General features: G+C 62.1%; 16 protein-coding genes. 7 read left to right on the forward strand and 9 right to left on the reverse strand.

Annotated features, from left to right (window positions below; translation table 11 throughout):
• Positions 1 to 4 precede the first annotated feature (4 nt).
• From CCC_RS11270 to mce, 6 genes are all read right to left on the reverse strand, one after another.
• A complete protein-coding gene (locus tag CCC_RS11270; protein ID WP_009866880.1) occupies positions 5 to 685 on the reverse strand; it encodes an ABC transporter ATP-binding protein in 681 nt (226 codons plus the stop codon).
• On the reverse strand, positions 678 to 1,922 hold the full coding sequence (locus tag CCC_RS11275) for a lipoprotein-releasing ABC transporter permease subunit (protein ID WP_009866881.1): 1,245 nt from the start codon (positions 1,920 to 1,922) through the stop codon (positions 678 to 680). Before CCC_RS11275 ends, CCC_RS11270 begins: the two co-directional genes overlap by 8 nt.
• Positions 1,923 to 1,982: 60 nt before the next feature.
• Positions 1,983 to 2,843: a hypothetical protein gene (locus tag CCC_RS11280; RefSeq protein ID WP_041041311.1), complete on the reverse strand. Its 861-nt coding sequence runs from the start codon at positions 2,841 to 2,843 to the stop codon at positions 1,983 to 1,985.
• A 337-nt stretch (positions 2,844 to 3,180) separates the two neighbouring features.
• Positions 3,181 to 3,984: a hypothetical protein gene (locus CCC_RS11285; protein WP_009867169.1), complete on the reverse strand. Its 804-nt coding sequence runs from the start codon at positions 3,982 to 3,984 to the stop codon at positions 3,181 to 3,183.
• Between the two features lie 192 nt (positions 3,985 to 4,176).
• A complete protein-coding gene (locus CCC_RS11290; RefSeq protein WP_041041313.1) occupies positions 4,177 to 4,734 on the reverse strand; it encodes a DNA-3-methyladenine glycosylase I in 558 nt (185 codons plus the stop codon).
• 65 nt (positions 4,735 to 4,799) lie between these two features.
• Positions 4,800 to 5,204: a methylmalonyl-CoA epimerase gene (gene mce, locus CCC_RS11295; protein ID WP_009867171.1), complete on the reverse strand. Its 405-nt coding sequence runs from the start codon at positions 5,202 to 5,204 to the stop codon at positions 4,800 to 4,802.
• 172 nt (positions 5,205 to 5,376) lie between these two features.
• On the opposite strand from mce, the gene CCC_RS11300 reads away from it, so the two are divergent.
• Entirely contained in the window at positions 5,377 to 7,782 is a 2,406-nt protein-coding gene (locus CCC_RS11300) for a penicillin acylase family protein (protein ID WP_041041315.1), read from the forward strand.
• Positions 7,783 to 7,786: 4 nt separating this feature from the next.
• On the opposite strand, the gene CCC_RS11305 is transcribed toward CCC_RS11300, so the two are convergent.
• The gene (locus CCC_RS11305) at positions 7,787 to 8,290 is read right to left on the reverse strand and encodes a flavin reductase family protein (RefSeq protein ID WP_041041317.1); all 504 of its coding nucleotides are present in this window, start codon (positions 8,288 to 8,290) and stop codon (positions 7,787 to 7,789) included.
• Positions 8,291 to 8,499: 209 nt separating this feature from the next.
• Between CCC_RS11305 and motA the strand changes: the two genes are divergently transcribed.
• The 6 genes from motA to CCC_RS11335 all read left to right on the forward strand — a co-directional run bounded on the left by motA (position 8,500) and on the right by CCC_RS11335 (position 13,903).
• Positions 8,500 to 9,360 (forward strand): flagellar motor stator protein MotA, encoded by an 861-nt coding sequence (gene motA / locus CCC_RS11310; protein WP_009867491.1) that lies wholly within the window; start codon positions 8,500 to 8,502, stop codon positions 9,358 to 9,360.
• Between the two features lie 18 nt (positions 9,361 to 9,378).
• Complete coding sequence (locus CCC_RS11315; protein ID WP_041041318.1) at positions 9,379 to 10,413, forward strand: flagellar motor protein MotB; 1,035 nt, start codon at positions 9,379 to 9,381, stop codon at positions 10,411 to 10,413.
• A gap of 9 nt (positions 10,414 to 10,422) precedes the next feature.
• Positions 10,423 to 10,944 (forward strand): RDD family protein, encoded by a 522-nt coding sequence (locus CCC_RS11320; RefSeq protein WP_009867489.1) that lies wholly within the window; start codon positions 10,423 to 10,425, stop codon positions 10,942 to 10,944.
• Positions 10,945 to 11,028: 84 nt separating this feature from the next.
• On the forward strand, positions 11,029 to 11,763 hold the full coding sequence (locus CCC_RS11325) for an arginyltransferase (protein WP_041041320.1): 735 nt from the start codon (positions 11,029 to 11,031) through the stop codon (positions 11,761 to 11,763).
• Positions 11,764 to 11,882: 119 nt separating this feature from the next.
• Positions 11,883 to 12,446, forward strand: a complete 564-nt coding sequence (locus tag CCC_RS11330; RefSeq protein WP_041041322.1) for a TRAP transporter small permease subunit — start codon at positions 11,883 to 11,885, stop codon at positions 12,444 to 12,446.
• A complete protein-coding gene (locus tag CCC_RS11335) occupies positions 12,443 to 13,903 on the forward strand; it encodes a TRAP transporter large permease (RefSeq protein WP_041041324.1) in 1,461 nt (486 codons plus the stop codon). The genes CCC_RS11330 and CCC_RS11335 overlap by 4 nt, the downstream gene beginning before the upstream one ends.
• A gap of 71 nt (positions 13,904 to 13,974) precedes the next feature.
• On the opposite strand, the gene CCC_RS11340 is transcribed toward CCC_RS11335, so the two are convergent.
• Together CCC_RS11340 and parC are read right to left on the reverse strand one after the other, a co-directional pair.
• Complete coding sequence (locus tag CCC_RS11340) at positions 13,975 to 15,069, reverse strand: TRAP transporter substrate-binding protein (protein WP_041041326.1); 1,095 nt, start codon at positions 15,067 to 15,069, stop codon at positions 13,975 to 13,977.
• Positions 15,070 to 15,177: 108 nt separating this feature from the next.
• Entirely contained in the window at positions 15,178 to 17,412 is a 2,235-nt protein-coding gene (gene parC / locus CCC_RS11345) for a DNA topoisomerase IV subunit A (RefSeq protein WP_041041328.1), read from the reverse strand.
• Positions 17,413 to 17,459 lie beyond the last annotated feature (47 nt).

The raw sequence follows: 17,459 nt of genomic DNA on the forward strand, positions 1-17,459 counted from the left end.
ATGGCTAGACCTCGACCAGCAATCCCTCGCTCATCTTCACCACCCGGTCCATGCGGGCGGCCAGATCAGGGTTATGGGTGGCGATCAGGGCGGCGACCCCCGAGCCCTTGACCAGGCGGATCAGTTCGTCGAACACGCCCTCGGCGGTATGGGGATCGAGATTGCCGGTGGGCTCGTCGGCCAACAGGACGCGCGGCCCGTTGGCCAGGGCGCGGCAGATGGCGACACGCTGCTGCTCGCCGCCCGACAACTGGCCGGGACGATGCTCGGCCCGTTCTGCCAGTTTCATGCGCGCCAGCAGATCCATGGCCTTTTCCCGCGCCTTGGACCGGGACACGCCCGCGATCATCTGAGGCAGGATCACGTTCTCGACGGCCGAGAATTCCGGCAGCAAGTGGTGGTACTGGTAGACGAAGCCCAGATGCAGACGCCGCAGCAGGGTGCGTTCCCCCTCGCCCAAACTTCCAGCCGGGTTACCCGCCAGATGGACCTCGCCCGCATCGGGACGTTCCAATAGACCGGCGATGTGCAAAAGCGTTGATTTGCCCGCGCCCGAAGGACCGACCAGGGCGACGATCTCACCCGCCCGGATCTCCAGATTGGCGCCCTTCAGAACTTCCAGGTCATCCTTGCCCTGTTTGAAGACGCGGCGGATGTTTTCCAGTTTGAGCCCGTCGTTACTCATAACGCAGCGCCTCCACCGGATCGAGTTTGGCGGCGCGCCAGGCGGGATAGATCGTGGCGGCGAATGACAGGCCCAACGCCATCAGCACCACGGTGACCACTTCGCGCGTCTCGACGCGGGCGGGCAGTTGGGTCAGGAAGTAGATCTCGGCGGCGAACAGTTCGCGGCCGATGATGGACTGGATGAACTGGCGGATATTCTCGATATTGGTGGCGAAGGCCACGCCCAGCAAGGTGCCCGCCACGGTTCCCACCACACCCACCGAAGCCCCGGCCAGGAAGAAGATGCGCAAGATCATGCCGCGCGTCGCCCCCATGGTGCGCAGGATGGCGATGTCGCGCCCCTTGTCCTTCACCAGCATGATCAGGCTGGAGATGATGTTGAACGCCGCCACCAGAATGATCAGGGTGAGGATCAGGAACATGACGTTCCGCTCCACCTGGATGGCATTGAAGAAATTGGCGTTGGCTTGCTGCCAGTCATAGATGGTGGCGCTGCTCCCCGTCAGGTCCCAGATGGCCTTGCGGGTCTCGGGCACCATGTCGGGATTTTCCAAAAAGACCTCGATCTGGGTCACCAGTTGGGGCAGGCGGAAATAGGTCTGGGCGGCCTCCAGCGGCATGAAGACGAAGCCGGAATCATATTCGAACATGCCCACATCGAAGGTGCCCACCACCCGATAACCGCGCATGCGCGGCACGGTGCCAAAGGCGGTGACATTGCCCTTGGGCGAAATCAGTGAAACGGAATCGCCGATGCGCACGCCAAGCTTTTCCGCCAGGCGCTTGCCGATCACCACGGCGTCGTCACCGGCGAAGTCGGCGGGATTGCCGCGATACTTCTTCTGAAAGACCGGCCGCGTCAGCAGATCCTCGGCACGCACGCCGCGCACGATGGCCCCCGTCCCGCCCCCGGCCGAAGTGGCGAAGACCTGGCCCTCGGCGGTGGGAATCACCTTGGTGACCCCCGGCAACTTGCGGATGGACTCGGCCAGCGGGTCGTACCCCGAGAGCGGTGCGCCGCTGCCATAGACGCCGATATGACCGTTGATGCCGAGGATGCGGCCCAGCAATTCGTGACGAAAGCCGTTCATCACGGCCATCACCACGATCAGCGTGGCGACGCCCAGGCCGATTCCCGCCAACGAGAAACCGGCGATCACCGAAATGAAGCCTTCCTTGCGCCGGGCCCGCAAATAGCGGAACGCCACCATGCGCTCGAACGAATTGAAGATCATGGAACCCCGCCGATCAATCCTGGAGGGCGACAATAGGCAATGGCGACCGGCTTGGCAACGCTACCGCACGCCCCGTTTGGAACAGGCCTCGGCCAGGGCGCGCTGGTCCTCGGACACCATGGGCTCGTCGTTGAAGGTGAAGGAGTTGCGCGCGATGTCGTATTTGACCACGCCCACCTTCATGGAGGTGGAATCCAGCCCCTTGCCCGACAGCCCGGCCAAGGTGCCCTCGGTCGCCATGTTGGTATCCGTGTATTGCTGGCGAAGGGTGGTGTCCTTGGTCTGCAGGTCGGAGACCGTGGTGGTGTTGGCGGTGATGGCGGTATTGGTCGTAGTGATCTGCGAATTGATGGACGCAAGCTTTGTGTTATAGGCGTCATCGATGGTCTTTTGCCGCGCCGCCCGGACCCGCAGCAAACCGGGATCCGTCGCCCCCGCCCCACCGGTATTGGCGATCAATGCAGCCGTATCGGAATTGTAGGTGGTGGTCAGCGCCGTCTTTTGCGAATTGAGACTGGTGAGTTGAGTATTCAGGGCCGTGCCTTGCGCCTTGGCAGTGGTGATGGCCGTGGTGTTGGACGCCACGGCGGAAGCGGCGGCGGCCTTGTTCTTGTTGGCCGTCTTGGCCTTGTTGTAGGTCATGGGATTGATGGTGATGGGAATCTCCAACACCTCGGGCAGCACCTTCTTGGCGAAGGCCTCCCTCCCCGGATCGGTATCGGCCGAGACCACCGGCTTGCCGCGCACATCAACGCCCGGTTTATAGGCCACGTCGGGCGCGGGCGTATGGCTGATCACCCGCGAACAATCCAGCTTGGATATGGTGATCACCACCGGTCCCGACGAGCCAGATGCCCCCTGCGCCATCACGGCGGGGGTGCAAAGGCAAAATGCGGCGGACAGCGACAGAAAGCGGCGCATGGCCAGGCTCCGAAGGGGATCAACGACGGTTCACGAAGGATGCGCCCCTCTAGGCCCGCCTTTCAAGCCCCGGACTCCCGCATTAGAGACTTTCGCGTTAAGCCCCATTTGCGAAAGGTTCACAAAGAATAATGGTGACAGCTGTCAGAAAATTTCGTAACTTGGTGTCCAAGCCCGGTGAACGGGCAAGACATCCGATAACGGTTGCGCCAAAGCGGCTTGAGTGTCGGGAGGAACGTGTCCCAGGTCCGCCGAAAAGGCCGAGGCCAGGAACGTAGGATGCGGCAGGATCCCTTAAGGGCGGTCCTGCCGTTTCCGTTTTCAGCGTCTGATAGGCTCAGGCCGCCAGGCTGGCCCGCATCCTGGCCAGTTCGCCGAGTATGGGCCCGAACACCGCCTCCGGCGTCATCTGCCAACGGAATTGAAACTGGGCATGCCCGGCGTCATCCATGCTTTTGGGATCGCAGACGGCGAACAGGGCCTCGAAGATCAGCAGGAATTTGGGATCGTCGAATTCGTCGGTACACCGCTTTCCCGGCTTGGCGGACAGATAGACGCCGCCGCCTATGGTGCGGGTGGCCGGGGCCGAGTTCATGACGATCATCAGCCAGTCCTTGCGGGGCTCGAACCGCCGGAAGGTCCGCGCGATGGACACCAGAACCCGCTCGCGCAGAAGGATGGTTTCCGGGTGAGCATAAAAGGCCTCCCAGCGGGTCACGCCATCGCGCCCCTTTCCCGCCTCGGCGGCGATGGCGGCGCAGCGCCCTTGGATCTCCTCGTAGACCTCCTCACCCAGAATCATGCGCAGCGCGGTAAAGAACCGGCCAAGATGACCGCGCGTGATCCCAGATGCATGGTCGTTCAGGATATGGGCAAAGGCCTTGGTGACAATCCGCCCGATATAATTGGTGCGCTGGCAGTCCACCTGCCGCAAGGCGAAGATGTCCTGGCAGGACTGTTCGCTGTCGGAGTACAGGGAGCCGACCACGTCGCCCAATCCGCCCATATCGGCGCAAAGCCGCCGAATGGTCTCCACCGGAACCTGGCCATCGACCGCCTGCTGCTCCAGCAGACCCGCAAAGGCCTTGACCGCAACGGCCGCCGTATTCCGGCATCGTGCCCCAAGTTCGTTCTCGGACATCGCCACCCTACTCGGAAAGCACCCACTCCTCGATAAACTATAGGACTAGCCGCATAGCAACTCAATATCGTTTAAAGAAAAGAAATCCGCATCAAAGGAGATAGCCGCAACCTTGCAGAACCCTGTCAGCCGGAATACTCATTTACAGCCAAACACAGTGTGGACACATATTGTTCACACTGCATCAACATTCTATTTTGAATAGAAGTCTTCCCCCACCTGTATCCAGGGCGGATTGATGGAAACCAGCTTTAAGCATACGGGGCAATCCGCGCGGTGAGCTCCCGGCAGATAACCGATGCTCATCAGGAATTCCCCCACCACCTCGCCGCCCATGAAGACGAAGCTGGATTTGAACAGCCTGACCCAGTCCTCCTTGGACAGCGGGTGGTGACGCTCGATCCAGGCGGCGAAACTGCCTTCGCGGGCCCGCAGGGCCTGAAGCCGCCGGGCGTTCTCAACGATGGCCGCCAGCTTGCGCCGGTTGCGGATGATTCCGGGATCGCTTAGCAGACGATCCATCTCGGAATCGCCATAGGCCGCCACCTTGTCCACATCAAAGCCGTCGAAGGCCGCCACCATGGACGGACGCTTCTTCAGAACGATCAGCCAGGAAAGCCCCGCCTGGAAGATCTCCAGGCACAGACGCTCGAACAGCGCCCGTTCGTCGGTGAGGGGGAAGCCGTATTCCTGATCGTGATAGGGACCGTGGAATGGGTGGCCGGGCGCGATATCGCAATACCAAGACATTTGATTCTCCTCGGCCACGCGGCCACCCCGCCAACCCCACATGGCCGAGGAGGATTGGAGTCAGATCAGGCCTGTTCCAGTTCCACCAGAGTGCCGTTGAAATCCTTGGGATGCAGGAACAGAACCGGCTTGTCATGGGCGCCGATCTTGGGCTCGCCGTCGCCCAGAACGCGGGCGCCGGTGGCCTTCAGTTTGTCGCGGGCGGCCAGGATGTCTTCCACCTCGTAGCAGATGTGATGGATACCTCCCGACGGATTCTTTTCGAGGAAACCGGCGATGGGGGACTTTTCGCCCATGGGATGAAGCAGTTCCACCTTGGTGTTGGGCAGTTCCACGAACACCACCGTCACGCCATGGGCAGGCTGCGCCACCGGAGCGGAGACCTTGGCTCCCAGAGTGTCGCGATAGAGTGCGGTGGCGGCGGCCAGATCGGGCACGGCGATGGCAACATGGTTCAACTTACCGATCATCGGAATCCTCGTCCTTGCTGTGAAAAAGCTTGGGCTGCGAAAAAAATTTGGGTCGGCCACCTATATCACGCCTGGGCGGCGGAACACACTAAGGTGATGCGGCCTTTGACTTGCCGCCCGACGCGGGGTAGGAAAGGGCTCAGAGCCTGAATTTGTAAGTGGGGCGGGACCTGTGCCGGAACACGCCGCGAATGACAAGACCTCGGCCGTAAGCAAACCCGACAACCCGGATTTCGTGCGCATCGGCGACACCATGTCCCCTTGGGCGAGGATTGCCAATACCATCGCCCTTGTCCTGCTCCTGGGTGGTTCGGCCCTGTTCGTCGTGGTGATGGGCTCGCTGCCGCGCATCGAAGGGCATCACCCGGTCTCGGGAATCCTACTGAAGACCGCCATCACCCGCGACAGCGTCGGCATCCCCAGCATCAAGGCCGAGACCAGTCATGACGCCTATTTCGCCATGGGCTGGGTCCATGCCCAGGACCGCATGTGGCAGATGGAGGCCTCTCGGCGCTTAGGGAGCGGACGGCTGGCCGAACTGGTGGGCGAGCCGGGTCTGGCCAGTGACCGCTATATGCGCACGCTCGGCCTCTATCAGGCGGCGGAGCGCTCGCTGGGGGCTCTGGCGGAACCGACCCGCTCGGCGCTGCAATCCTACGCCGATGGCATCAATGGCTGGCTCTCCCACAACAGCCACCGCCTGCCACCCGAGTTCAGTCTGTTGGGCGTCAAGCCCGAGCCCTGGACCCCCGCTGATTCCATGGTCTGGCAAAAGATCATGGCCATGACCCTGTCGGGAAACTGGCACGACGACGTCTTGCGCAGCCAACTGGCGCGAAACCTGGACCCAAAGCGGCTGCAGGAACTGTTCCCCGCCTATCCCGCCGATGCGCCGGTGACCCTGTCGGCCGAGGGCGGCAAGGCTTTGCTGGACCTCGCCCCCGACGCGCTGCGCCCCATGCCCGCCTCCAATGTCTGGGTGGTGAGCGGGGCCCGCACCCGCTCGGGAAAGCCCCTGCTGGCTGGCGATCCCCATCTGGCCTTTCGCGCCCCCGTCCTATGGTATCTGGCGCAAGTGGAGATGCCCGGCCTCAAACTGGCGGGCGCCACCGTTCCCGGCCTGCCCTTTCACCTGATCGCCCAAAATGGCCGCATCGCCTGGAGTTTCACCTCCACCCAGGCCGACACCGTCGATCTGTTCGTGGAAAAGCTGGCGGGCGAATCCGGCTACCGCACCCCCGAAGGCACCAGACCTTTCCTCGCCCGCACCGAGACCATCAAGGTCAAGGGCAAGCCTGATGTGACGCTCATCGTGCGCGAAACCAGGCACGGGCCGGTGATTTCCGATCTTCTGGCCCAGGATGTCGCGGGCAAGGACGAGGTAATCGCCCTGTCCTCGTCCGCGCTTGGCCAGACCGATACCAGCATCCAGGCCCTGCATCTGCTGAATCAGGCCGTCGACTGGACCGGCTTTAACAAGGCGGTCAGGGATCTCCAGGCCCCGGCTCTCAACATCGCCTATGCCGACACCGCCGGAAATATCGGTTTTGTCACCGCCGGACGCATTCCCATCCGCAAATCCGGGAACGGCACCGTGCCCGCCCGCGGCTGGACCGGCGAAGGCGATTGGACCGGATGGGTGCCAGCGGCCAAGCTGCCGCAAGTCCTGAACCCCAAATCCGGCCTGCTGATCAACGCCAACAACAAGGTGGTGGGCGATAAATATCCCTATCTGATCACCGCCACCTGGCCCGACGGCTATCGCGCCGCCCGCATCCGGGAATTGCTGGGCGAGCGCCGCGGACTGACCATTGAAGACATGTCGGCCATTCAGGCCGATGCGGTGTCGGCCCAGGCCATCGAACTCAAGGATTTGCTGACCGGCATCGAGTTCAAGGATCCCCACGCCCGCGACATGGCGCACAAGATCGCCGAATGGGACGGCAAGGCCGACCGCGACCGGCCCGAGCCGCTGATCTTCGCAGCCTGGATGGATCGCCTGAACCGCGCCATCCTGGCCGATGAACTGAAGGAGTCCTTTTCCGCCTTCGAGCCGGTGCGGGCCCAGGTTCTGGTGGATATCCTGACCCGCCGCCGTCACTGGTGCGACGACATCACCACGCCCGAGGCCGAAAGCTGCGACGACCTGATCGAGCGCAGCCTGGGCAAGGCCCTAACCGATCTGGAAGCCACCTGGGGCAAGGACAGCAAGACCTGGCGCTGGGGTGCCGCCCATCCGGCCCGCTTCTCCCATCCCCTCTTGGGGCATGTTCCGGTGCTGGGCGGCATGGCCGATCTGCAGGTGCCATCCGACGGCGACGATTTCACCGTGTCGCGCGGCACCTATCGCGCCGAGGACAACGCCACCCGCTTCCCCCAGATTCACGGGGCGGGCCTGCGCGCGGTATTCGATCTGGCCGATCTGGCCGACAGCCGCTTCGTCATCGCTACCGGCCAGTCAGGCAACCCGCTGTCGCGCCACTATTCCGACATGCTGCCAGCCTGGAGCGCCAACCGCCTCTTTCGCCTGGGGCATGATCCCAAGCACTCGGTGCTGACCCTGGAACGGGGACGGTGAAAACTCAGACCACGTCGGTAAGCGACGGCGTGTGCGGATCCATATAGCTTCCACGGAAATAGACCAGGGGGCTGCCGCCCTCCTGATGCTTCATCTTCTCCACCTTGCCGATAAAAATCTGGTGATCTCCACCGTCAGCCACATTGACGAGCGAGCATTCCAGATTGGCCAGGCACCCCGAGAGAATGGGAACGCCGCTGTTCCACCCGCTCCAGGCGATGGACTTCCACTTATCTTCCGACCGGCTGGCGAAGCGGATGGAGAGGTCGCGCTGGTGTTCCGACAAGATGTTGATGGCGAAATGCCCGAAGGTCTTGAACGCGTCCATGCTCGACGTCGTGTTGCCCAGGCAGAACAGCACCAGCGGCGGATCCAGCGACAGGGAGGTAAAAGCGCTGACCGTGACCCCCACCGGCTCGTTGCCGCCGGGCGTCAAGGTGGTCACCACCGTAACGCCCGAAGCGAAACAGCCCAAAGTCTTGCGAAAGGAACGGGGGTCAAGGGACATGAATGGCTCGGTATCACTGGAGGCGGGAGATAGATTTAAATGCGTTCTACCGTCCAGGTCAAATGCGCCTTTCCCCATGGCTGGGGAAAAGAGATGCTTTTCATCACGACAAGGCAGTTGACTCAAGACATGGAGGAGGAATTATAGCATTCTCCGTGATAAGGAGATGGTCCGCCCATTCCCGTCGGGATGGCCTCCAGGGGAAGTGAATGTTCGCAATCATCGGCATCGTCGTGACATTCGTCAGCGTCATCGGCGGTTATGCTGCACCGGGCGGCCATCTTGGCGTTCTGTTCCAGCCTTTCGAGTGGCTGATCATCATCGGCGCCGCCGTCGGCTCACTCCTGCTTGGCAATCCCAAGACCGTCATTCTCGGCATCGGCAAGAATATCGGTCTGGTGTTCAAGGGCGCCCATCACGGCAAGGACGACTATATCGAACTGCTATCGGTGCTGTACGCCGTGTTCAAACTGGCCAAGACCAAGGGCGATCTGGCCCTGGAAAGCCATGTGGAAAAGCCCGACGAAAGCCCGCTGTTCGGCAAGTTTCCCAAATTCAGTTCGGACCACCACACCCGGACCTTCTTCTGTGACTATCTGCGGCTGCTCACTCTGGGCACCAGCAATGCGCACGAGTTGGAATCCATCATCGATGGCGAGCTTGAAGCCCACCACAAGCACTATCACGAGATCGCCCACGCGGTGAATCTGATGGGCGACGCCATGCCCGCCCTGGGCATCGTGGCGGCGGTGCTGGGCGTTATTCACACCATGGGCTCCATCACCGAGCCACCGGAAGTTCTGGGCCATCTCATCGGCGCGGCGCTGGTGGGCACGTTCTCGGGCGTGCTGATTTCCTATGCTTTCATCGCCCCCATCGCGCGCAACATGCAGCTGTGTTTCGATTCGGACCATTACTACTTCATGGCCATCAAGGCCGGGCTGCTGGGTCACATGCAGGGCTATGCGCCGCAGGTCTCCATCGAATTCGCCCGCAAGATCCTGCCCGACGAGTTGCGCCCGACCTTCCAGGAATTGGAAGAGACCGTCACCAACCTGCCACCCGATTAACCGAGAAGGCAGCCGGATATGGCCGAAGGCGGTCAGCAGATCATCATCAAGCGGGTCAAGAAGGTGGCCGGTGGCGCCCATGGCGGCGCCTGGAAGGTGGCCTATGCCGACTTCGTGACCGCCATGATGGCCTTCTTCCTGCTGCTGTGGCTGCTCAATGCCGTCACCGAGGAACAGCTGACCGGTGTGTCCAACTATTTCGCTCCCACCATGGCGTCGAAAAGCTCTTCGGGCGCAGGCGGCCTGTTGGGCGGCAAGGTGATCGGCGAAGGCGCCCAGACCTCCAACACCTCATCACCCAGTCTGGTACAGCACCTTCCCCCCGCCTCCATCGGTCCCGGCGGCGAGGATCTGACCGGATCCAAGGAGTTCGAGTCCGACAATCCCAGTGAAAGCAATCAAGGACCCGGCCAGGGCGCGGGTCAGGGCGCGGGCCAGGGTCCGGGCCAGGGCAAGGACCGCTCGGGCATGTCCGAGCAGGAGTTCAAGGAAGCCCAGGCCCAACGCGAGCAGCAGAAATTCGACAAGGCCAAGGAAGTTCTGGAAGGCGCCATGAAGGGCATTCCGGAAATGAAGCAGTTCCAGGGCTCCATGCTGGTGGACAACACGCCCGAAGGCCTGCGCATCCAGATCACCGACCAGGAAGGCCTGGCCATGTTCCCCTCGGGCTCCAGCGCGCAGTTCGGCCATACCCGCGCCATGCTCGACCTCGTCTCGCGCGTGGTGCGCCAGCTGCCCGACAACCGCATCGCCATTTCCGGCCATACCGACGCCGTCCCCTTCCGCGACCCGTCGGGCTATACCAATTGGGAATTGTCCGCCGACCGTGCCCTGGCCACCCGTCGGGCGCTGATCGCCTCAGGCGTGCCGGAAGGCCGCATCGACCGCATCGTCGGACGCGCCGATCAGGAACCGCTGGACAAGGCGGATCCCAAGGGGTTGCGCAACCGGCGGATCAGCATCATCTTGCTGCGCGAGAACGACCTGGGACCGGTGGATTCCCAGAACCTGTCCGTTCCCTTGAAATCCACAACGCCCGCGCCGAAGCGTTAGGCGGCCACCATGGCCATGCCGCCCTCCGCCTTCTCCCGCATCATCGACAACACCCCCGAGTGGGACGACCCTTGGGGACAGCCGCGCTATTACATGGGCATCACCGCCCGACGCATCTATGCCTATTGCATCGATCTAGTGGTGGTCGGCCTGTTGATGGGCATGGTGTTCATGGGCTCCATCATCCTGGGCGCCCTGACGCTCGGCCTGCTATGGCCGGTCTTGATGCTGGTGATGGCCTTGACACCCATCGCCTACCACACCCTGACCATCGCGGGTCCGCGCGCGGCCACGCTGGGCATGCGCGCCGCCAATATCCGGGTCATGTCGGTTGGCACCAACGCCTTTGACGATAACGGGCGGCCAAGCCTTCTCCAGGCGGCCATCCAGACCGTATGCTTCTACGCATCCGTGGCCCTGACCTGCTGGCTGATCCTGGCCGTGGCCCTGTTCAACCCGAGGCGGCGCACGGTGCACGACATGCTGGCCCGGACGGTGGTGGTCAACGATCCGGCGCAGTGGGGCAGTTGAATCAAGGGGCTGGCGGCGGCGGGGGCCAACTCCTATATGTGAGAAACCGGGTGGTTTGGCCGGGATACGGGACGACGGAATTCCATGGATCATTTTCCGCTCAAGCGGCCCCATTTCTTCTTCACGACGGCGCCGCTGCCTTGCCCGTACGTGTCGGGCCGTCTCGAGCGCAAGATCGTCACCGAACTGAACGGCACCGATGCCGACTGCCTGCACGAGGCCCTGTCGCGCGCCGGTTTCCGCCGCAGCCACTCCATTGCCTATACCCCGGCCTGCCCCGGCTGCAACGCCTGTATTCCGGTGCGCATCGTCGCCGACGAATTCACGCCCGACCGCACCATGCGCCGCATCTGGCGCACCAATGGCGCTCTCATCGCCCGCAAGGTCCCGGCCCGGGCCAGCGCCGACCAGTTCCGCCTGTTCGCCCGTTACCAGGAATCACGTCATTCCGGCGGCGATATGGCGCTGATGGGATTTTATGACTACCGGTCCATGGTCGAAGACAGCCCCATCGACACTTTCATCGTCGAATTCCGTGATGGAGAGGACAATCTGGTGGCGGCCTGCCTAGCGGACGGCATGGGCGATGGTCTGTCGGCGGTCTATTCCTTCTTCGATCCCGATCTGGCGTCGCGCAGCCTGGGGACCTTCATGGTCCTGTGGCTGGTGGAAGAGGCGCGGAGACAGTCTCTCCCTTACGTCTATCTCGGCTATTGGATCGAAGAGAGCCGCAAAATGTCCTATAAAACCCGCTATCAGCCCTTGGAAGCCTTCGGCCCCGACGGCTGGAAGCGTTTTGCGGCCGATGGCGACACGTAGACTACGGGTGTCCACAACTGGCCTGTATCGAGGCCATATGAGATCGTACGAGTTGGACAAAGCTGGCGCAACAAGCTGGCAAGGTTAATAACTCCATAGGGGAATGGGAGGAACCGGCATTGAAACCGCTTCTGTCACTCAGCTCGCTCATTGATCGCATCAACGAGTGGGTGGGGCGTACTGTTTATTGGCTGATCCTCGTCATGGTGATCGTCAGTTCGGGCAACGCCACCTTCCGCTACATCTTCTCCAACAGTTCGAACGCCTGGCTTGAGGTGCAATGGTACCTGTTCGCCACGGTGTTCCTGCTCTGCGCGGGCTATACCTTGCTGCGCAACGAGCATATCCGCATTGACGTCATCTGCGGCCGCCTGCCGCGCCGGACCCAGATCTGGATCGATATCGTCGGGACCATCGTCTTCCTGTTTCCCATGGCCATGCTGATCCTGACCCTGTCCTGGCCCATGTTCATGAAATCCTTCACCATGATGGAGATGTCTTCGGATGCCGGAGGCCTGATCCGCTGGCCGGTCAAGCTGATGATTCCCCTGGGTTTTTCGCTTCTGATGCTGCAAGGCGCGTCCGAGCTGATCAAGAAAATCGCCATCCTGACCGGCGATATGGCTGATCCCGGCGATCACGGCCATCACCACCACACTTCGGCGGACGGAGAAGCGGTATGACCCAATTCCTGATCGCCAATATGGCGCCGCTGATGTTCGCGGCCCTGGTCGTCTTCCTGCTGATCGGCTATCCGGTGGCCTTCGCACTGGCCGCCAACGGCATTCTCTTTGGTCTGGTGGGCGTCGAGCTGGGACTGCTGCATGTCAGCCTGTTTCAGGCCTTGCCCGAGCGCGTCTTCGGCATCATGCGCAACGACACGCTGCTGGCCATTCCCTTCTTCACCTTCATGGGCCTGATTCTCGAACGATCCGGCATGGCGGAAGACCTGCTGGATACGATCGGCCAGTTGTTCGGCCCCATCCGGGGTGGTCTTGCCTATGCCGTGATCTTCGTGGGCGCGCTGCTTGCCGCCACCACCGGCGTGGTGGCCGCCTCGGTGATTTCCATGGGCCTGATCTCGCTGCCCATCATGATGCGCTACGGCTACGACCGCCGTGTGGCGTCCGGTGTCATCGCCGCTTCAGGCACATTGGCCCAAATCATTCCGCCCTCCCTGGTGCTCATCATCATGGCCGACCAGTTGGGCCGGTCGGTGGGCGACATGTATGCTGGCGCCTTCGTCCCCGGCTTCGTGCTGACCGGCCTTTACGCCGGGTTCATCTTCCTGGTCACCATGATCAAGCCGGATTTTGCCCCTGCCCTGCCAGCCGAGGCCCGATCCCTGCGCGGCATGGGGCTGATCATTCGCACATTCACCTGTCTGGTTCCGCCGCTGATCCTGATCTTCCTGGTTCTGGGCACCATCTTCATCGGTGTGGCCACTCCCACCGAGGGCGGAGCCATGGGCGCGGCGGGCGCCATGATCCTGGCCCTGATGAAGCGCAAGCTTGACTGGAACCTGATGCGCCAGGCCATGGACACCACAGCCAAGCTGTCGTGCTTCGTGGTGTTCATCCTGGTGGGTTCCACGGTGTTCGGCCTGGTGTTCCGCGGCGTCAACGGCGATCTGTGGGTCGAGCATCTGATGAGCAGCCTGCCCGGCGGCAAGCTGGGCTTTTTGATCGTCACCAATGTGTTGATGTTCGTCCTGGCTTTCTTCCTCGACTTCTTCGAACTGGCCTTCATCCTGGTCCCGCTGCTGGGGCCGGTGGCCGAGAAGATGGGCATCGACCTGATCTGGTTCGGCGTTCTGTTGGGCGTCAACATGCAGACCTCGTTCATGCATCCGCCTTTTGGCTTCGCGCTATTCTACCTGCGCAGCGTGGCGCCCAAATCCGACTATGTGGACAAGATCACCGGCAAGCTGACGGCCAAGATCACCACTGGCCAGATCTATTGGGGCGCGGTGCCCTTCGTGATCATCCAGATCATCATGGTGGGCCTGGTCATCGCCTTTCCCGATCTGGTCACTGGCGGCATCGACAAGGCGGCCGCCGTGGACACCTCGAAGATCCAGATCGAGGTGCCCCAGGGCGAGTTCGGCGGCGGCATGTATGGCGGCCCCGACAGCAAGTAGGCGGACCCTAACCCAAACAAAAAGCCCCGCACCAATGGTGCGGGGCTTTCCTTATGGAAATCGTCCCGGAACTACTTCTTGGGAACGCCATAGAGCATGAAGTTGTCGAAACCGGCTTCGGCGACGCTGAACCAGGAGCGCTGCTCGGCCAGATAGGCGCTCCAATGGTCGAAAACCTTCTTGAAAGAAGGATTGGTCGCCGATTCCTCGGCATAGGTTTCCTGAGCCGCCTTGTAACAGGCCAGCATGATGTCCTTGGAGAAGGGACGCAGCTGGGTGCCGTTGGCGATCAGGCGCTTCAGGGCCGGGGGATTGAGCACGTCATACTTGGCGGTCATGTCCATATTGGCTTCGGCTGCCGCGGACTCGAAGACGGCCTTGTAGTGCTTGGGCAGCTTTTCCCACTCGTTCTTGTTGACCAGGGCCGAAACGCAAGGGCCGCCTTCCCACCAGCCGGGATAGTAATAGTAGGGAGCCACCTTGTTGAAGCCCAGCTTCTCGTCGTCATAGGGGCCGACCCATTCGGCGGCGTCGATGGTGCCCTTCTCCAGGGCGGGATAGAGATCGCCGCCAGCGATCTGCTGCGGCACCACGCCCAGCTTGGTCAGCACCTTGCCGGCATAGCCGCCGATGCGGAATTTGAGGCCCTTCAAGTCTTCTACGGTCTTGATCTCCTTGCGGAACCAGCCGCCCATCTGGGTGCCGGTATTGCCGCAGGGGAAATTCAGCATGTTGTATTTGGCGAAGAATTCGCGCATCAGCGCCATGCCGCCGCCGTGATACAGCCAGGAATTCTGCTGGCGGGTATTGGCGCCAAACGGCATGGAGGCATCGAAGCCGAAGGTGGCGTCCTTGCCCACATAGTAGTAGCTGACCGTATGGCCGCATTCGACGGTGCCGTTCTGCACGGCGTCCAGAACCTGCAGACCGGGGACGATCTCGCCGCCCGCGAAGACACGGATCTGGAACTTGCCGTCGGTGGCCTCGGCCACCCTTTTGGCCAGAACTTCACCGGCGCCATAGATGGTATCCAGGCTCTTGGGGAAGCTGGACGCCAGGCGCCACTTCACTTCGGGCATGCTCTGCGCAATGGCCGGAGCCGCGATGGTGGTCGAGGCGGCAGCCGCTCCCACGGCTGCTCCGGTCAGGAATTTACGTCGCTGCATTAAAGTCTCCTCCCAGAAAACTTTTGCCGGTTGATCCGGATCAGGTGGAAATTATCCTACACCTTTGCAAGGGCGACGCAACGCGACCCGGCTTTCGGAAAACCGTAATCAGCTGAAACGATTGTTCCTGGGAAAGCCGGTGGGAGGCAGTCGTCCCACCGAGGCGCGCTTACCCAGCCAGGGGGTAAGATCGGCCTCGGTGCGCACCCTGTCGCCCAGATTCCAGGTCAGGCCTTGGGCCAGGGTAAAGACCTTGATGTCGGCCATGCCGCCGTCACGGTACTTCTGCAAGATCACGCCCCTGCCCCGGGTCATCACCGGGATTTCATCGGCCATGAACACCAGCAGCTTGCGGTTCTCGCCGATCACCGCCACGGCGTCGCCCTCGAAGGGCAGGCAGAATTTGGCTTTCTCGCCATCGCCGCAATTGAGGACCATCTTGCCCGCCCGCGTCTGGGCCAGGACTTCATTCTCCTCGACCACGAAGCCGCGATCGGAATTGGTGGCGACCAAGAGCTTGCGCCCCGGCTTGTGGACCAGAACGGCGGCGATATCCACATCACCCGCCAGATCGATCATCAGGCGCAGCGGCTCGCCATGGCCGCGCCCCGAAGGCAGCTTGTCGCCGCCGATGGTGTAGAAGCGCCCGTCGGTGGCGAAGACCAGGATCTTGTCGGTGGTCCAGGCCTTGAGCAGATGCCCAAGCTGGTCGCCCTCCTTGAACTTCAAGGCATCGGGACTGTCGGAATGGCCTTTCAGCGCCCGGATCCAGCCCTTCTCGGACAGAACCATGGTGATGGCTTCGCGCTCCACATAGGCCTCGATGGGCACCACCACGGCGGACGGCGCGTCACCCAGTTCGGTGCGGCGCTTGCCCAAAGCGGTGGCCCCGCCGAAGGCTTTGCGGATCTCGGCATTCTGGGCGGCGATGGTGGTCCAGCGGCGGCCTTCATCGGCCAACAGCGCTTCAAGATCGGCCTTTTCCGCCGACAATTCGGCGTGTTCGGTCTTGATCTCCAGTTCCTGCAGCTTGTTCAGGGAGCGCAGCCGCATATTGAGGATGGCCTCGGCCTGCACCTCGGACAGTTTGAAGGTCTTGATCAGCTCCGCCTTGGGCTCGTCGGCGAAGCGGATGATCTTGATGACCTTGTCCAGATCGGCATAGACCTTGAGGAAGCCTTCCAGCACTTCCAGGCGCTTGGCGATCTTCTCCAGGCGGAAGCGGGTGCGGCGCTCGAGAACCACCATGCGGTGATCGAGAAAAGCGCGCAGCACCTCCTTCAGATTCATAACGCCGGGCGTAAGGTGGCCATGGCTGTCAGGCGCCAGCACGTTCATGTTGAGCGAAAAGCGCGATTCCAGGTCGGTCTGGCGGAACAATTGCTCCATGACCAGTTCGGCCTCGACCGTGCGATTCCTGGGCTCGAGCACCAGACGGATATCCTCGGCGGATTCATCCCTGATATCGGCCAGCAGCGGCAACTTCTTCTCGGACAAAAGCTCGGCGATCTTCTCGATCAGCTTGGCCTTTTGCACCTGATAGGGAATCTCGGTGATGACGATCTGGTAAAGCCCGTGGGAGAGCTTCTCCACCGCCCATTTGGCCCGCACCCTGAACGAGCCCTTGCCGGTACGGTAGGCCTCGCTGATGGCCGCGCTGGTTTCCACCAGAACACCGCCGGTGGGAAAGTCGGGACCGGGCATATGGGCGATCAACTCGTCCACATCGCAATCGGGCTTGGCGATCAGGTGATCGAGCGCGTCGCAGATCTCGCCCAGATTATGGGGCGGAATGCTGGTGGCCATGCCCACCGCGATACCGGCCGAGCCATTGGCCAGCAGATTGGGAATGGCCGACGGCATGACCGCGGGCTCTTCCTCGGTCCCGTCATAGGTGGGGCGGAAATCGACGCTGTCCTCGTCGAGACCTTCCATCAGGGCGGCGGCGATCTCGGTCAGCTTGGCTTCGGTATACCGCATGGCCGCGGCGTTATCGCCGTCGATATTGCCGAAATTGCCCTGGCCCTCCACCAGGGGATAGCGCACGGCGAAGTCCTGGGCCAGACGCACCAGAGTGTCATAGACCGCCACATCGCCATGGGGGTGGTACTTACCGATGACGTCGCCGACCACGCGGGCGCATTTCTTGAAGCCGCCGCTGGGGTCCAGCTTCAACTGGCGCATGGCGAACAGCAGACGGCGATGCACAGGCTTCAACCCGTCGCGCACATCGGGCAGCGAGCGCGACACGATGGTGGACATGGCATAGGCGAGATAGCGCTCGCCCAGGGCGTCGGCAAGCGGCGTGTCGCGGATATCGCCGGTAACGGCGGGCTGGGTCATCACATTCCTCTGGCTTTTGAAGCCAGATATAGTACCCGATGTTGAGA

The sequence above is a fragment of the Paramagnetospirillum magnetotacticum MS-1 genome (assembly GCF_000829825.1).
Classification (GTDB): Bacteria; Pseudomonadota; Alphaproteobacteria; order Rhodospirillales; family Magnetospirillaceae; genus Phaeospirillum; species Phaeospirillum magnetotacticum.

What these genes read in the sequence shown, in the direction of transcription:
- CCC_RS11290 (WP_041041313.1), bottom strand. Translation starts at nt 4,734, where the DNA reads ATGTCTTGGTATTGCGATATCGCGCCCGGCCACCCATTCCACGGTCCC.
- CCC_RS11320 (WP_009867489.1), top strand. Translation starts at nt 10,423, where the DNA reads ATGGCCATGCCGCCCTCCGCCTTCTCCCGCATCATCGACAACACCCCC.
- CCC_RS11275 (WP_009866881.1), bottom strand. Translation starts at nt 1,922, where the DNA reads ATGATCTTCAATTCGTTCGAGCGCATGGTGGCGTTCCGCTATTTGCGG.
- CCC_RS11285 (WP_009867169.1), bottom strand. Translation starts at nt 3,984, where the DNA reads ATGTCCGAGAACGAACTTGGGGCACGATGCCGGAATACGGCGGCCGTT.
- CCC_RS11340 (WP_041041326.1), bottom strand. Translation starts at nt 15,069, where the DNA reads ATGCAGCGACGTAAATTCCTGACCGGAGCAGCCGTGGGAGCGGCTGCC.
- mce (WP_009867171.1), bottom strand. Translation starts at nt 5,204, where the DNA reads ATGATCGGTAAGTTGAACCATGTTGCCATCGCCGTGCCCGATCTGGCC.
- CCC_RS11325 (WP_041041320.1), top strand. Translation starts at nt 11,029, where the DNA reads ATGGATCATTTTCCGCTCAAGCGGCCCCATTTCTTCTTCACGACGGCG.
- parC (WP_041041328.1), bottom strand. Translation starts at nt 17,412, where the DNA reads ATGACCCAGCCCGCCGTTACCGGCGATATCCGCGACACGCCGCTTGCC.
- motA (WP_009867491.1), top strand. Translation starts at nt 8,500, where the DNA reads ATGTTCGCAATCATCGGCATCGTCGTGACATTCGTCAGCGTCATCGGC.
- CCC_RS11270 (WP_009866880.1), bottom strand. Translation starts at nt 685, where the DNA reads ATGAGTAACGACGGGCTCAAACTGGAAAACATCCGCCGCGTCTTCAAA.
- CCC_RS11335 (WP_041041324.1), top strand. Translation starts at nt 12,443, where the DNA reads ATGACCCAATTCCTGATCGCCAATATGGCGCCGCTGATGTTCGCGGCC.
- CCC_RS11315 (WP_041041318.1), top strand. Translation starts at nt 9,379, where the DNA reads ATGGCCGAAGGCGGTCAGCAGATCATCATCAAGCGGGTCAAGAAGGTG.
- CCC_RS11305 (WP_041041317.1), bottom strand. Translation starts at nt 8,290, where the DNA reads ATGTCCCTTGACCCCCGTTCCTTTCGCAAGACTTTGGGCTGTTTCGCT.
- CCC_RS11280 (WP_041041311.1), bottom strand. Translation starts at nt 2,843, where the DNA reads ATGCGCCGCTTTCTGTCGCTGTCCGCCGCATTTTGCCTTTGCACCCCC.